Genomic DNA, 13,185 nt, shown 5'->3' with positions numbered 1-13,185 from the left:
GCGCCCCCCCCCGCCGTTTCAAAGGCTTATTGGACGGCCTTGATGCGCTCGACGAGATCCTTCAGCTTCGGATCGGTCACGTGCTTCTCGTAGACCGGACCCATCGCGTCGATGAAGGGCTGCTTGTCGGGCGTCGTGATCGTGCTGCCGGAGGCCTCGACGATGGCGCGGGACTCCTTCTCCTTGGCGTCCCAGAGTTCGCGCTGCTTGGCGACGCTGTCCTTCGCAGCCTGCTTGACGATCGCCTGATCCTCGGGCGTCATCTTGTCCCAGGTCGACTTGGCCATCACCAGCACTTCCGGCACGATCAGGTGTTCATCGAGCGAATAGAACTTGGCGACTTCGGCATGCTTGGCGGTATCGTAGCTCGGAAAATTGTTCTCCGCGCCGTCGATGACACCCGTCTCAATGCCGGAATAAACTTCGCCATAGGGCATCGGCGTGGCGTTGGCGCCGAGCGCGTTGACCATGTCGACGAAGATGTCGGACTGCATGACGCGGAACTTCATGCCCTGCAGGTCTTCTTTGGACTCGATCGGCTTCTTGGAATTGTAGAACGAGCGCGCGCCGCCATCGTAGAACGCAAGGCCGATGACGCCATGCGGCTCGAACGCGGCCAAGATTTCCTCGCCGATCTCGCCGTCCATCACCTTGCGCATATGGTCGACCGAGCGGAAGATATAGGGCAGGGACGGAACCGTGGTCTCGGGAATGAGGCCGTTGAACGGGCCCATCGAGACGCGGTTCAGATCGATCACGCCCGAACGAACCTGCTCGATCGTGTCCTTTTCCTCGCCAAGCTGGGCGGAGTGGAACACTTCGACCGAATAGCGGCCCTCGGTGCGCTCCTTCACGAGTTCGCCGAAATACTTGACCGCTTCCACGGTCGGATAGCCGTCCGGATGGGTGTCGGACGAGCGCAGCACGGTCTGGGCGCTGGCCGCTCCGATCATGAGAGATGCCGCGGCGAACGTCGCCGCCGCGAATTTAGTGAAATGCAACATGGTATCCTCCCTTTTGCATATTGGTGTTCGGCTAGAGCCTGTAGGCGCGCTTTGCGAGCCCATAGGCCAGTTCCTGCGCAAGCTCGTGCGCCTCGCTTTCGGCCAGGCGATGCTCGGCCACGAGGCGTGCGAGGAATGCGCAATCGACCCGGCGCGCAATGTCGTGGCGTGCCGGTATGGATGGGAATGCCCTTGTGTCGTCATTGAAGCCGACGGTGTTATAGAATCCGGCGGTTTCGGTCGTCATCTCACGGAAGCGGCGCATGCCCTCGGGGCTGTCGTGGAACCACCAGGCAGGGCCAAGCTTCAGCGCCGGATAGACGCCGGCCAGAGGCGCAAGTTCGCGCGCGTAGCTGGTTTCGTCGAGCGTGAAGACAATGACGGTGAGATCGGGTTCGGTGCCTACGCAGTCGAGCAGCGGCTTCAGCGCGCTGACATAATCGGTCCGGGTCGGTATGTCGAAGCCCTTGTCGCGCCCAAATTTTTTGTAGATTGCGGGCGAGTGGTTGCGCCAGGAGCCTGGATGGATCTGCAGCACCAGGCCGTCGTCCAGGCTCATCTTGGCCATTTCGGTCAGCATCTGTGCGCGGAAGAGGCGGCGTTCGCGCTCTTCGGAGGAGCCGCGGCGGATGCGGTTAAAGAGTTCCTCGGCCGCGGCATCCGACAGATTGGCGGTTTCTGCCGTGGCGTGGCCGTGGTCGGACGAGGTCGCGCCGAAACTCTTGAAATAGGCGCGGCGCGCGCGATGGGCGTCGAGATAGCCCCGCCACGCGCCGGTATCACAGCCCGTGATCTCGCCGAACTGGTCGAGATTGGCGGCAAAGCCTTCGAAGTCGGGATCGATGACCGCATCCGGCCGGTAGGCGGTGACGACGCGCCCGGCCCAGCCGCTTTCGCGGATCATCTTGTGCCAGCGAAGATCGTCGAGCGCGCCCTCTGTGGTGGCAATCGCCTCGATGTTGAAGCGCTCGAACAGCGCGCGCGGGCGGAATTCGTCGCGGGCCAGCAGTTCTGCAATGCGGTCGTAATGCGCGTCGGCAGTCCTGGCGCTCAACGGCTCGGTTATGTCGAACACATCGGAAAGCACATAGTCGAACCAGAGGCGGGTGGGAGTGCCTCGGAAGAGGAAGAAATTCTCGGCGAAACGCCGCCAGATCTTTCGGCCGTCGGTCTCGACCGAACTACCATCCAAGCTCGGAACGCCGAGCTCCTCCAGCCGAACGCCTTGGCTGAACAGCATACGGAAGACATAATGATCGGGAACGATGAGCAACTGCGCCGGGTCGGAAAAATTGGCGTTCTCGGCAAACCAGCGCGGATCGGTATGGCCGTGCGGGCTGATGATAGGCAGCTTGGCCACGCCGGCATATAATTGCCGGGCGATCAGGCGCGCGCCTGCCTCGACGGGAAACAACAGGTCCGGGTCGATCAACGCGCTCATGTTTCTTGGAAGGCCCTCCCTGACCATCCGAAGTTTGGTATGGATCAAGCGGCGTCATGTCAACATACAAAAAATATACTTTTGTATGATGACTTTGCTCCGGCGCTTGTGTAATCCCGGAGCCGATTTCGAGCTTCGGGAGGGGTAAGCATGGCAATTCGTGCGCCGATTGCGGAAGGGGAGCGGAATGACTGAGCGCCTGTCCAGCCGGTCGCTGAGCCGCCTGCCCACAACCGTTCTCAAACCTTTCTACGACCGCGCCCAAATCACTCCGGGTATCGTGCATCTCGGCGTTGGCGCCTTCCACCGCGCGCACCAGGCCGCCTATGTCGACGACTGCCTCGGTAGCGGCGAAACAGGCTGGGGCATTGTCGGCGCTTCGCTGCGCAGCAGCGATACGCGCGACGCGCTCGATCCCCAAGACGGGCTCTATACTCTCGCCGTGCGCAGCGGCGAGAAGGAGAGCCTGCGCGTCGTAGGCTCTATCCTGTCGCTGCTCGTGGCTCCGGAAAATCCGTCGGCGCTGCTCGATGCCATGGCCGATCCGCGAACCCGCATCGTCACCCTGACGGTCACCGAAAAGGCCTATCTGCGCAACGCCGCCGGCGATCTCGACGCTTCGCATCCCGACATCATCGCCGATCTCGCCAATCCCGGCGCGCCCAGGACCGCACACGGCTTCCTGCTCGAAGCGCTGGTTCGCCGCCGGGCTGCTGGAACGCCGCCGTTCACAGTGCTCTGCTGCGACAACCTTCCCGCCAACGGCGCGACGCTGCGCCGGCTTCTCATCCAGTTCGCCGAATTGCGCGACGCGGACCTGGCGCGCTTCGTCCGCGACGACGTGGCTTTCCCGTCGAGCATGGTCGACCGCATCGTGCCGGCGACCACCGAGGCCGACCGCGCCCGCGTTGCCGCCGAACTCGGCGTTGCCGACGCCTGGCCGGTGATGACCGAGCCATTCTGCCAATGGGTGGTCGAAGACGATTTCCCGGCCGGCCGGCCGGCATGGGAAAGATTCGGCGTCACCATGGTGCGCGACGTGACGCCCTTCGAGGACATGAAGCTCAGGCTCCTCAACGGCTCGCATTCGTCGATCGCCTATCTCGGCCTTCTGAGCGGCCATGAAACGGTGGCGGCGGCGTTCGCCGATCCGGCCATCCGGAAATTCGTCGACGGCCTCTGGGCGGAAGCCATCCCGACGCTGCCGCAAGGGGCGGGGCTGGACCCGCAGGCCTATACCGCCGAACTCGCGGCACGCTTCGCCAATACAGCGCTCGCCCATCGCACTGCGCAGATCGCCAATGACGGCAGCCAAAAGCTGCCGCAGCGCATCGTCGCCTCGGCACTGGAGCGCGTTGCCGCCGGCGCTTCCGCCGATCACCTCATGCTCGCTGTCGCTGCATGGATTGCCGCCGCCGAGGCGAGGGGAGATGTGCTGCCCGCCAGCCACTTCACCGACCCGCTGGATGAAGGTCTTGCAGCGATTTTCTCACGCAACTTGTCAGCACGCCAAACGGCGGACGCTGTATTCGACCTCGCCGGCTTCGCCAAGGGGTCGGCGCATCGCGGGCGGCTGACGGAAATCACGGCGGCGCATCTCGAAACCCTGCGCGGCAAGGGCGCTACGGCCGCGATGGCCTCACTCGATGGAGTTCGATCTTGAGACAGACCTGGCGATGGTTCGGCCCCGACGACCTCGTAAAGCTCTCCCATATCCGGCAGGCCGGCGCAGTCGGCGTGGTCAGCGCGCTGCACCACCTGAACGACGGCCGCGCCTGGCCGCAGGATGAGGTTTTCAAACGCAAGGCCGAGATCGAAGCCAGTGGACTGACCTTCGACGTGGTCGAAAGCATCGTTGTCCACGAGGACATCAAGACCCGTACCGGCCGCTATCGCGAACTGATCGAGAACTACAAGGCCTCGATCCGGGCGGTCGCCGCGGCCGGCATCGAAACCGTCTGCTACAATTTCATGGCGATCACCGACTGGACGCGCACGGATCTCGACTATCCGATGCCGCATGGCGGCACGGCGCTGCGCTTCGATATGGTCGAATTCTGCGCCTATGACGTTCTTGTCCTGAAGCGCCCCGGCGCCGAAGCCCAACATCCGGCCGAGCGCATCGAGGCGGCCCGTGCGCGGCTAGCAAAGATGAGCGAAAGCGATCTAGCGCGGCTGGAAAAGAACCTGATTGGCTGGGTGCCGGCGCGCGAATTCATCTACGATCGCGACAGTTTCCGCCGCGCGCTCGCCGTATATGCCGAAATGTCCCGCGAGGATTTCCGCGGCAATCTCATGGCTTTCCTGCGCGAAGTCGTGCCGGTCGCCGAGGAAGAAGGCGTCAGGCTGGCGATCCACCCTGACGATCCGCCTTTCCCGATCTTCGGCCTCCCGCGCGTGGTGTCGAGCGCTGAAGATGCGCGGGCGATCCTCGCCGGCTGCCCGTCGCCGTCGAACGGATTGACGCTTTGCACGGGCTCTTACGGCGCGGGGCGGCACAATGACCTGGTCGCCATGGCCAAGGAATTCGCGCCAAACATCCATTTTGCACATCTGCGCAACGTCAAGCACGAGCCCGGCGGCTCCTTCCACGAGGCCGAGCATCTGGAGGGCGACACCGACATGGTCGCTGTCGTTCAGGCGCTGATGGCCGAGGAGCGCCGCCGCAAGGCGGAGGGCCGCGCCGACTGGGAGATGCCGATGCGCCCGGACCATGGGCACGCAATCGTCGACGACATCGGCAAGAAGGTGAACCCCGGCTATTCCTGCATCGGCCGTCTCAAAGGGCTAGCCGAATTGCGCGGCGTGATGCGTACTATCGAGGCGCTGGGGGTCTAAACCATCGCCGTCATTGGCTCAGAATGGCCTCGGCGCCGCATGCGGCAGGGCGGAGAAGCTGTCCTAACTGTGCCTAAGCCGCCACGTCAGCACGCTGGGACGGCAAGCTCAGCGTATCGGCGCCCGGTTGCTCGTCAAACACGACGGTGCACCCCAGCGCAATCGCAACCCTGCTTATGGCATCCGCCATTTCTTCGTCCGAAGTGACGAAATCGCCCGAGATGACCCTCAGTTCTTCGATGGCTTTTGAAGTCGATAGGAGCGAACCCGCGGATCTGCTGTGGGTACAGCCTTTCACGACCGCGGTAAGATCGGCTTCGTCGAAATGCCCGTTGCACACGGCAGTTCTCCGTTCATAAGCCCTTCGGCAACCTCAACCCGCCGCCTTGAAAAGCGTTCCATGGACCTGGAATCCTGAAGTGGCGACCTGCTTTGCCGCTCAGTCAGTCGCTCGATCAACAAGCGAAGAAAGTCGCGTAGCGCCCGACGACGGAAACTCCTGCATGGCGCAGGTTAGGCCTCAGCATATTCGTGTTGTGGGCTCCGGAATTCTTCCATCCGGAGAAAAGGTGCTGCGCATTCTTGTATTTAACGCCGACATTTTCAGCGCATATTCCGCTCAGCCCGGCTGCCTTGGCCTGGGCAGATCTCTGCCGGTATCCATCATGGCTGATGGCGTTCCGGGTCGCCTGATACCGGCTATGCTGTCTCGCCAGCGACTGCAGCGTGGCATTGGAGGCCAGGGGAGAAAGTCCGCGGCTCGTCCTGTAGGAATTGATCAGTGTCAGGGCCTGTGGGCCGAAATCGACATTCGTGGCCGCCAGCTGTGTCGTGCTTTGGCAACCAGAAACCAGGACGGCGAGCGCCGCAACTATCCATAGGATTTTCATTCGGTTCCCGCTCGGCAAATTCTCTTGTTCAGATGTTGCCCCACATGGAGGGGGGAACTCAAGAACTCTGGATGTGTTCCGCCGAGGAGATCAGGGTCGACAGGAACCAAGAGGGACGCAGCGGGTTGCACATGCTCGGCAGACGGATCCAACACAGGAGGAGAAGATGGCACTGCTGAGCAGATTTGCGGCCGTTGCTGCGGCTTTGACGTTCTTGATAGCGCCGGCGCTTGCCCAGACCGACACGACCCCTGCGCCTACGACCCCGCCACAAAGCCCCGGCGCCCAGCCGGACATGAGCGGGCAAAGCTCCGACTCAATGCGAGAAATGATGCGCGAGATGATGCAGGAAATGATGCGGGAAGAGCCGCGGGCGCAGGGCCGGCGCGGAGATCGGGCAGAGCGCCGTGGTGGTGGAGACCGTTGGCGCCACGGCGCCCGACGAGACCGCACCGGCAGCGAACATGGAATGGGCAGAGGCCGGGGCATACGATCCGGAATGATGCATGGCGCAGGAATGCGAATGATGTTTGCCATCGTGGACGCCGACAGTGACGGTGCGCTGTCGCTCGCGGAAGTTCAGGATTTCCACGGTCGCATTTTCAATTCGATCGATGAGAATGGCGACGGCAGCGTGGAGATGGAAGAGATCGAATCCTTCTTCCACGGATCGGACGACAAGAGCGACGAGTGATTGCCGGCATCACGCCAGGCTTTTACCGAAATACGCCATGCTGTCGGCCAGCAGCGTAGTGCTCGCGCCCGGCTGCTGCGGCAGGCTGTAGACGCCCTCCCGGACTTCGATCGGCTCTTCGAAGTGGTCTTTGATCCACGGAATATATTCGAGGATCGTCGAGGCCGGGTGCCAATAGCTCAGATGCACATGCACCTGGCTCATCTCGCCGGCATGCGGCGCCACCGGCAGCCTGTGAGCATGTGCGAGGTCGGCGACCTGTACGTACTCGGTTATCCCACCGAGCCGCGTGACATCCGACTGGACGTAATGCACCGCCCCAGCCTCGATGAAGCTGCGGAACGCATCGATGGTGTAAAGCTGCTCGCCAAGGGCAACAGGTATGTTGGTCGATCGAGCAAGCTGCGCATGCCCGCCGACGTCATCGTACCAGGTCGGCTCCTCGAACCAGAATAGATCAAGTTCGCTGGCCCGGGCGCAGAACCGCTTGCAAGTCGGAAGATCCCATTTGCCGTTGCCGTCAACGGCGACGCGGACGTCCGGACCAACCTGGCGGCGCACTGCTTCGAGACGCGCAATGTCGACGGCGGGGTCGGCATGGCCGACCTTGATCTTGATGCGTGTGAAACCGTCCTCCTCGACCGCTTTTCTGGTGAGGTCGAGCATGGTCGGCAGGTCGTAGGACAGCCAACCAATATCGGTGTTGTAGGCTTCCAGCCGCTCGGTCCTCGCGCCTCCCAGATATTTCCACAGCGGCGCCTGCGCCTGCTTGGCCGCGAGGTCCCACAGTGCAACATCCACGGCTGCGAGCGCCAATTGCGTGATGCCGGATCGGCCCACCCATTGCAGTGCAGGGCTGCGCGCCAGCTTGGTCCACAGCCTCGTTCGATCATTGGCGTCCTCGCCGAGCAGAAGCGGCGCGTAGCAGCCGCTGATGCAGGAGGTGATGAGGCGGTCGGATGCCAGGTGCGCATGTGTGCCCGTGAACCCGTAGCCTATCAGGCCGCCGTCGGTGACGATGCGGGTGCCGACCACACCCCAATGAGTGATGTTGTGGGTCGAGTCGGAGATGGAACTGCCGGTCACGGGCAGGTGCACGATGAATGGTTCTACGGCTGTTATTTTCATGAGAGCAACTCATTAGGGTGCTGTGCGACGCCAGCTTGCGCCAGCTTGCATTTGCGGCCTTTGGGCTCGGATAGTCAGCGGCTTGATCCCGCAGTCTTTGCTTAGCGGTCATCGAAAGGAAGGGCAAATCGGACGCAAAATTCAAACCGGTTGCACGCTGGCAAGGGATTTCGCGGATGCGGTAGTGAACTCTGAAACTTCGCTGTAGCGTGTACCGGTGGAAGTTTCGCCGAAATCTATGAGAGCCACTGCTTATGTCGTCAAAACCATTCGCTCCGTCCGTTTGGCAACTCGCCCACGGCAGGGAACTCCAACTCGGCGCGAAGGCGCTGCTGATGGGGATTCTGAATGTCACACCTGACAGCTTTTCGGACGGCGGAGAGTTCGACAGGCCGGAGGCGGCGCTCGCCCATGCGCGCCAGATGATCGCCGAGGGTGCTGGCATCATCGATGTCGGCGGCGAATCGACCCGGCCTGGCGCCGAGCCGGTTTCGGCGCGCGAGGAACAGGCACGCATCATTCCAGTGATCGAGGCGCTGGCGGGGGGAGGGTGCATCATCTCGGTCGACACCTACCGGGAAGAGACGGCGCGCCTCGCGGTGCGGGCGGGTGCGCATATCGTCAACGACGTGCACGGCCTGCAGCGCGAGCCGGGCATCGCCCATGTGGCGGCGGAGAGCGGCGCCGGCCTCGCCATCATGCATACCGGCCGCGATCGCGAAAAGCTCCCCGACGTGATCGCCGACCAGTTTCTCTTCCTTGAACGATCGCTGGAGATCGCGCGCGACGCCGGTATCCCGGATAGCCACATCGTGCTCGACCCCGGGTTCGGCTTCGCTAAGGATGGAGAAGAAAACCTTCAGCTCATGGCCCGCTTCGGCGAGTTGCACGCGCTCGGGTTTGCGCTGCTCGTCGGCACGTCGCGAAAACGCCTGATCGCCCATGTGGCGGGCGGCGACAGGGAGGCCCGCGACCTCGGCACCGCCGCCACGAGCGTCATTCTCAGGATGAAGGGCGCGAGCATTTTTCGCGTGCACAACGTGGCGATGAACCGCGATGCGCTGGCCTTTGCCGACGCCATTCTGGAGCGCGAAAGAGCCGGATAGCTCCTAGCATCAGGCCGGTTCGGTTACCACGCCTATGCGGCGATAGACGAAGCTTTCGGGTGTCCGTTCACTTTCGGTCGAATTGGCCGCCGCGATGAAATTCGCCATGCGCGCGTGGATCGGCGATTTCACGCAGGCCGGGTCGGTCGCGGCCGGATCGCCGGCGATCGCCATCGCCTGGCAGCGGCAGCCGCCCCAGTCGATCTCCCGCCGCTCGCAGCCGCGGCACGGCTCCTGCATCCAGTCAGTTCCGCGGAAGGCGTTGAAGGCGGGCGAATCGATCCAGATCTCGGCGAGCGTACGCTCCCCGAAGCGCTCGAAGCTGAGCGACGGGATCGTCTGCGCGGCGTGGCAGGGCAGCACCATGCCGTCCGGCGCCACCATGAAGGCGTCGCGCGCCCAGCCGCCCATGCACGGCTTGGGATAGATTGCGAAATAGTCGGGCGTGACGAAGTCGATGTTCATGACGCCGGTGAGCCGCTCGCGCGCGGCTTCGACGATCTCGGCCTGGCAGTCAACCGCCGCGCGGTCGGGCATCAGCGCGTCGCGGTTGGTCAGCGCCCAGCCGGAATACTGCACGTTGGCGATCTCGAGCCGCTCCGCGCCCAGCGACAGAGCGAGTTCGATGAATTCCGGCACTTCCTCGATGTTGTGGCGGTGGATCGGCGCGTTGATGGTGAGCGGCAGGCCGGCCGCGCGGGCTCGCCGCGCCGTCTCAAGCTTCTTCTCGTGGCTGCCGCGGTGGTTGCCGATCATCTCCGTCGTCACCGTCCGCGCGCCCTGGAAGCTCAGTTGCAAATGATCGAGACCGGCTTCGGCGAACGCCTCGATGCGGCCTTCGGCGATGCCTACCCCGGCCGTGATCAAATTGGTGTAGACGCCGCGCGCCGAAAGGCCGGCGATAAGCTGTTCCAAATCCCTGCGCAGGGTCGGCTCGCCGCCGGAGAGATGAACCTGGAGAACGCCGAGATCGGCCGCCTGCTCGAACAGGTCGAGCCAGCTTTGCGTATCCATCTCGCGATTGGCTTTCAGAAGCTCGGTCGGATTGGAGCAATACGGACATTGCAGCGGGCAGCGATGTGTCAGTTCCGCCAGCATCCCGATCGGAGAGAGAAGCGGTTCGCTCATAGCTTCACCAGCAGTTTGTCCGCCCATTCTTGCAGGAAGGCGGTCACGTCGGAGGCGATTTCGTCCTCCTCGGCGCCATATTCCGCCGCAAGGTCGGCGATGATGTGGCCGATGTCGGTGCGACCGTCGCAGCGGCGCAGAATGTCGAGACTGATTTCGTTCGGCCAGAATACTTTTTCGGGAGACAGAACCGCATGGGCCTGCCGCACCGGATCGAACTGGATGCGCACATGTTTCGGCAATGACGGCGTCGACTGCCGTGAAACGATCGCCCTTTGACGCACCTCGATCATGATTCCTGCTCGGGCCGGAAAGCGCCGGGCGGGATGTTTCCGGCCTGATAGGCATGTTGGAGCGCATCAAGCATCGCCCAGAGAATATCGCATTTCAGCACCAGCGCATCGATCGCCGCCTGCTGGCGCTCCGGCGTGTCGGCGTGGCGGAGCACATAATCGAGGGCGAAATCGGAATCGCGCGACGCCTGCTCCGGCCTCCGGCTGAAATAGGCAAGCGTATCCTCTGTGATGTATTCGTATTTGGCCAGCATGGCCGGCACGCGCTCGCCTATGATGACGGGCGAGAACAGCTCGGTGAGGGACGAGGCGACCGCTTCGAGCAGCGTCGCATTGGCGCAGAAGGAAAAATAGGCGCCGACGGCGAAGCGCGTGGCGGGCAGGGCAAGGTTTTCGCCTTTCACCGCTTCGGCGTCGAGGCCGAGCGATGTGGCGAGATGCAGCCAGCGCGCGATGCCGCCGCTCCAACCATCCTCGCCGTCATGGTCCTCGATACGCTTGCGCCAGGCGGCGCGGAAGGCCGGATCAGTGGCGCGCGCCAGGATGATTGCATCCTTGCGCGGGATTACCGCCTGATAGCAGTAGCGGTTCAGCGCCCACGCCTGCAACTCGCCCTTGGACATGCCGCCGCTGGTCATCCGATGATGCAGCGGGTGGCGATTGTGATAGCGCTCCGTGCCCACCCGCCGCAGCACGGCTTCAAGCTCCGCCGTGGACAGGCCGTTCTTGGCGACATCGTGGAAATCGCTCACAATTCTATCTCCATGTCGTCATGCGCGACTTCCCAGCCGGCTTCTCGGACTGCCGCGTGTTCGGTTGAGTTTTCATCGAGCACGGGATTGGTGTTGTTGATGTGGACAAAGATGCGGCGACCGATCCTCATGTCGGCGAGGCTTGTGATCGAGCCCGTTTCTCCGGACATCGCCAGATGGCCCATGCGAGCGCCGGTCTTCTGCCCGACGCCGGCTGTGATCATTTCGTCGTCGGTATAGACCGTACCGTCGAACAGCAGGCAGGCCGCGTCGGCAAGCCGCTCCCGCAGCGCCTCGTCAATCCTGGCGCAGCCGGGAATGTAGAAAGCCGAGCGGCCGTTGCCGCCTGAAATGCGCACCGCGACGGTGTCGCCCTCTTCGGAGCCGTAATCTGCCTCCGGCCTGCCTGGATCCTCCAGATAAAGCGCCACCTTTCCCGGCACGGCGAAGCTTTCGATCGTCACGCCGGTTCCCCGGCCGTCGGCATCGCATAGCTCCAGTTCCCCATCTGAAGGCAAGGTGCGCCGCAGCACGACCGCCGGATCAAGCACGTTAAAGATGGGATTGGCTGCAAGCGCGGCGAGGACGCGTTCCGAGGCGTAAATGGCAAAGGGCTGGCGCTCGCGCAGGCTGAGCAGCCCGGCGATATGATCAACATCGGCATTGGTGAGCACGACGGCGCGGATCGGCGTCGAACGCAATGGCGCGTCAGCCGCCGGCTGCAGTTCGGGGGTCTGCGCGATCTGCTGGCGGATGTCGGGGGAGGCGTTGAAGAGAACCCAGCCAACGCCATCGGTCGAGACGGCGAGACTCGATTGCGTCCGCTCGCGTATGCCGGCATTTCCGGCGCGGGCGGCACGGCTCAGCCGGTAATTGCAGTTCCATTGGGGAAAACCGCCGCCGGCCGCCGATCCGACGATTTTCAGACGCATCGCCACAGTCCAATTTCGAGTGCGCCGTCAATAAGCACGACAGCTTAATGCCACCGCGGCCCGATACGCTACGCTTAAGTTCAAATCGACAGCGCGCGCCGCTGTCGCCAGCGGCGCGCGCCGACGCGGCCTACTTCTTGGGAGTAATTTCAGCAGGCAGGTACCGCGAGATTTCAAAGCCAGCAGCAACCTGGCACATGGTCGGCTTTGTCCAGATCTTCTTCATTCCGTTCCTCCTTTTCCACCGGCCCGAATGGACCGATCCTGTCGATATCCAACCGCTGCTGGGCACCGTTATGCAGCGGCTCGTCCATTACGTCTCAAAATGGACTAATGAAAAGATTGGTTCTGAAAATTCAAAAACAACGTAGAAATTGCACCCAGTCTCACTCAATGCGGTCATGCTTCAATCGTTCACAACGTAGGGCGTATTCTCTTCCAGCGGCAGGTTGGCGCTTTCCCAACCATCCGATCCGAGCGGGTACCAGACCACCGAATCGTATCCCCATTCGAGCGCCCGTTTGGCAGCATTCCAGGACATCCAGCAGTCGGTCATGCAGTAAAACAGGATCGTCCGCGACTTGTCCGAACCGGTGTTGGCTGCGAGGCTCTGGCGAAAATATTCGGCGGTTTCGGCCGAAATCGCGCCATAGCCCACATTGGCCAGCCACACGCTGCCTGGAATATCCTTTCTGACCTTCTCCTTCCATATCGTTCCCGCCGGCAAATTGGCCGGCTTCGGCGCCTGCGGCATCACATCGAAGAAAACCGCTTTCTTCTCCCGCCACAGCGCCTCGGCGTCGCTCGTCGACACCACCGTCGCTCCCTGCAGCGTGTCCGGCACCGGCGCCCTGTATTCGTCCATCCGGTAGCCGGCGGGCTCTTCGACGCCACCGGCGCAAGCCGGTCCTGCCAAGCCCAGAATGCCCGCTGCGAGCAGCAATATCGACGGTGGCCTCATCTCCTTCTCTTCATCGCC

At 62.8% G+C, this 13,185-nt stretch carries 15 protein-coding genes; 5 read left to right on the top strand and 10 right to left on the bottom strand.

Features of this window, described 5'->3' with window-relative positions; all coding sequences use genetic code 11:
* Positions 1-26: 26 nt before the first annotated feature.
* Together MAXJ12_RS13130 and uxaC are read right to left on the bottom strand one after the other, a co-directional pair.
* Complete coding sequence (locus tag MAXJ12_RS13130) at positions 27-1,004, bottom strand: TRAP transporter substrate-binding protein (RefSeq protein ID WP_008836372.1); 978 nt, start codon at positions 1,002-1,004, stop codon at positions 27-29.
* Between the two features lie 31 nt (positions 1,005-1,035).
* A complete protein-coding gene (uxaC, locus tag MAXJ12_RS13125; RefSeq protein WP_008836371.1) occupies positions 1,036-2,445 on the bottom strand; it encodes a glucuronate isomerase in 1,410 nt (469 codons plus the stop codon).
* A gap of 187 nt (positions 2,446-2,632) precedes the next feature.
* Here uxaC and MAXJ12_RS13120 point away from each other — a divergent pair, with 187 nt between their 5' ends.
* Both MAXJ12_RS13120 and uxuA read left to right on the top strand, forming a co-directional pair.
* Positions 2,633-4,108: a mannitol dehydrogenase family protein gene (locus tag MAXJ12_RS13120; RefSeq protein WP_008836370.1), complete on the top strand. Its 1,476-nt coding sequence runs from the start codon at positions 2,633-2,635 to the stop codon at positions 4,106-4,108.
* Positions 4,105-5,283, top strand: a complete 1,179-nt coding sequence (gene uxuA / locus MAXJ12_RS13115; protein WP_008836369.1) for a mannonate dehydratase — start codon at positions 4,105-4,107, stop codon at positions 5,281-5,283. The genes MAXJ12_RS13120 and uxuA overlap by 4 nt, the downstream gene beginning before the upstream one ends.
* A gap of 73 nt (positions 5,284-5,356) precedes the next feature.
* Here the strand turns inward: uxuA and MAXJ12_RS13110 are convergent, their stop codons facing one another.
* Together MAXJ12_RS13110 and MAXJ12_RS13105 are read right to left on the bottom strand one after the other, a co-directional pair.
* Positions 5,357-5,623, bottom strand: a complete 267-nt coding sequence (locus MAXJ12_RS13110; protein ID WP_008836368.1) for a hypothetical protein — start codon at positions 5,621-5,623, stop codon at positions 5,357-5,359.
* Between the two features lie 115 nt (positions 5,624-5,738).
* Complete coding sequence (locus MAXJ12_RS13105) at positions 5,739-6,173, bottom strand: CAP domain-containing protein (protein ID WP_008836367.1); 435 nt, start codon at positions 6,171-6,173, stop codon at positions 5,739-5,741.
* Positions 6,174-6,696: 523 nt separating this feature from the next.
* Here MAXJ12_RS13105 and MAXJ12_RS38820 point away from each other — a divergent pair.
* Complete coding sequence (locus MAXJ12_RS38820; RefSeq protein ID WP_008836365.1) at positions 6,697-6,867, top strand: hypothetical protein; 171 nt, start codon at positions 6,697-6,699, stop codon at positions 6,865-6,867.
* Positions 6,868-6,876: 9 nt separating this feature from the next.
* Here the strand turns inward: MAXJ12_RS38820 and MAXJ12_RS13095 are convergent, their stop codons facing one another.
* The gene (locus MAXJ12_RS13095; RefSeq protein ID WP_008836364.1) at positions 6,877-7,995 is read right to left on the bottom strand and encodes a mandelate racemase/muconate lactonizing enzyme family protein; all 1,119 of its coding nucleotides are present in this window, start codon (positions 7,993-7,995) and stop codon (positions 6,877-6,879) included.
* Between the two features lie 254 nt (positions 7,996-8,249).
* Between MAXJ12_RS13095 and folP the strand changes: the two genes are divergently transcribed.
* On the top strand, positions 8,250-9,101 hold the full coding sequence (gene folP, locus MAXJ12_RS13090) for a dihydropteroate synthase (RefSeq protein WP_008836363.1): 852 nt from the start codon (positions 8,250-8,252) through the stop codon (positions 9,099-9,101).
* Between the two features lie 9 nt (positions 9,102-9,110).
* Here the strand turns inward: folP and pqqE are convergent, their stop codons facing one another.
* From pqqE to pqqB, 4 genes are read right to left on the bottom strand one after another with little or no spacing between them, the layout of a single operon-like run.
* Complete coding sequence (gene pqqE / locus MAXJ12_RS13085) at positions 9,111-10,229, bottom strand: pyrroloquinoline quinone biosynthesis protein PqqE (protein WP_008836362.1); 1,119 nt, start codon at positions 10,227-10,229, stop codon at positions 9,111-9,113.
* A complete protein-coding gene (gene pqqD, locus MAXJ12_RS13080) occupies positions 10,226-10,522 on the bottom strand; it encodes a pyrroloquinoline quinone biosynthesis peptide chaperone PqqD (RefSeq protein WP_008836361.1) in 297 nt (98 codons plus the stop codon). The genes pqqE and pqqD overlap by 4 nt, the downstream gene beginning before the upstream one ends.
* Positions 10,519-11,274, bottom strand: coding sequence for a pyrroloquinoline-quinone synthase PqqC (gene pqqC / locus MAXJ12_RS13075; protein WP_008836360.1), 756 nt, complete (start codon positions 11,272-11,274; stop codon positions 10,519-10,521). Before pqqC ends, pqqD begins: the two co-directional genes overlap by 4 nt.
* Entirely contained in the window at positions 11,271-12,206 is a 936-nt protein-coding gene (gene pqqB / locus MAXJ12_RS13070; protein WP_008836359.1) for a pyrroloquinoline quinone biosynthesis protein PqqB, read from the bottom strand. The genes pqqC and pqqB overlap by 4 nt, the downstream gene beginning before the upstream one ends.
* A gap of 47 nt (positions 12,207-12,253) precedes the next feature.
* Here pqqB and MAXJ12_RS38050 point away from each other — a divergent pair, with 47 nt between their 5' ends.
* Positions 12,254-12,577 (top strand): hypothetical protein, encoded by a 324-nt coding sequence (locus MAXJ12_RS38050; RefSeq protein ID WP_162097492.1) that lies wholly within the window; start codon positions 12,254-12,256, stop codon positions 12,575-12,577.
* Between the two features lie 35 nt (positions 12,578-12,612).
* On the opposite strand, the gene MAXJ12_RS13065 is transcribed toward MAXJ12_RS38050, so the two are convergent.
* Positions 12,613-13,167, bottom strand: a complete 555-nt coding sequence (locus tag MAXJ12_RS13065) for a PQQ-dependent catabolism-associated CXXCW motif protein (protein ID WP_040586220.1) — start codon at positions 13,165-13,167, stop codon at positions 12,613-12,615.
* Positions 13,168-13,185 lie beyond the last annotated feature (18 nt).

Source organism: Mesorhizobium alhagi CCNWXJ12-2 (assembly GCF_000236565.1).
GTDB lineage: Bacteria > Pseudomonadota > Alphaproteobacteria > Rhizobiales > Rhizobiaceae > Allomesorhizobium > Allomesorhizobium alhagi.
This window is presented reverse-complemented; position numbering and strand designations above follow the sequence as displayed.

Excerpts from the sequence above, each read along its gene's own strand:
- MAXJ12_RS13105 (WP_008836367.1), bottom strand. The coding sequence starts at position 6,173 with ATGAAAATCCTATGGATAGTTGCGGCGCTCGCCGTCCTGGTTTCTGGT.
- MAXJ12_RS38050 (WP_162097492.1), top strand. The coding sequence starts at position 12,254 with ATGCCACCGCGGCCCGATACGCTACGCTTAAGTTCAAATCGACAGCGC.
- MAXJ12_RS38820 (WP_008836365.1), top strand. The coding sequence starts at position 6,697 with ATGATGTTTGCCATCGTGGACGCCGACAGTGACGGTGCGCTGTCGCTC.
- MAXJ12_RS13095 (WP_008836364.1), bottom strand. The coding sequence starts at position 7,995 with ATGAAAATAACAGCCGTAGAACCATTCATCGTGCACCTGCCCGTGACC.
- pqqD (WP_008836361.1), bottom strand. The coding sequence starts at position 10,522 with ATGATCGAGGTGCGTCAAAGGGCGATCGTTTCACGGCAGTCGACGCCG.
- pqqB (WP_008836359.1), bottom strand. The coding sequence starts at position 12,206 with ATGCGTCTGAAAATCGTCGGATCGGCGGCCGGCGGCGGTTTTCCCCAA.
- MAXJ12_RS13065 (WP_040586220.1), bottom strand. The coding sequence starts at position 13,167 with ATGAGGCCACCGTCGATATTGCTGCTCGCAGCGGGCATTCTGGGCTTG.
- MAXJ12_RS13130 (WP_008836372.1), bottom strand. The coding sequence starts at position 1,004 with ATGTTGCATTTCACTAAATTCGCGGCGGCGACGTTCGCCGCGGCATCT.
- pqqE (WP_008836362.1), bottom strand. The coding sequence starts at position 10,229 with ATGAGCGAACCGCTTCTCTCTCCGATCGGGATGCTGGCGGAACTGACA.
- MAXJ12_RS13120 (WP_008836370.1), top strand. The coding sequence starts at position 2,633 with ATGACTGAGCGCCTGTCCAGCCGGTCGCTGAGCCGCCTGCCCACAACC.
- uxaC (WP_008836371.1), bottom strand. The coding sequence starts at position 2,445 with ATGAGCGCGTTGATCGACCCGGACCTGTTGTTTCCCGTCGAGGCAGGC.
- folP (WP_008836363.1), top strand. The coding sequence starts at position 8,250 with ATGTCGTCAAAACCATTCGCTCCGTCCGTTTGGCAACTCGCCCACGGC.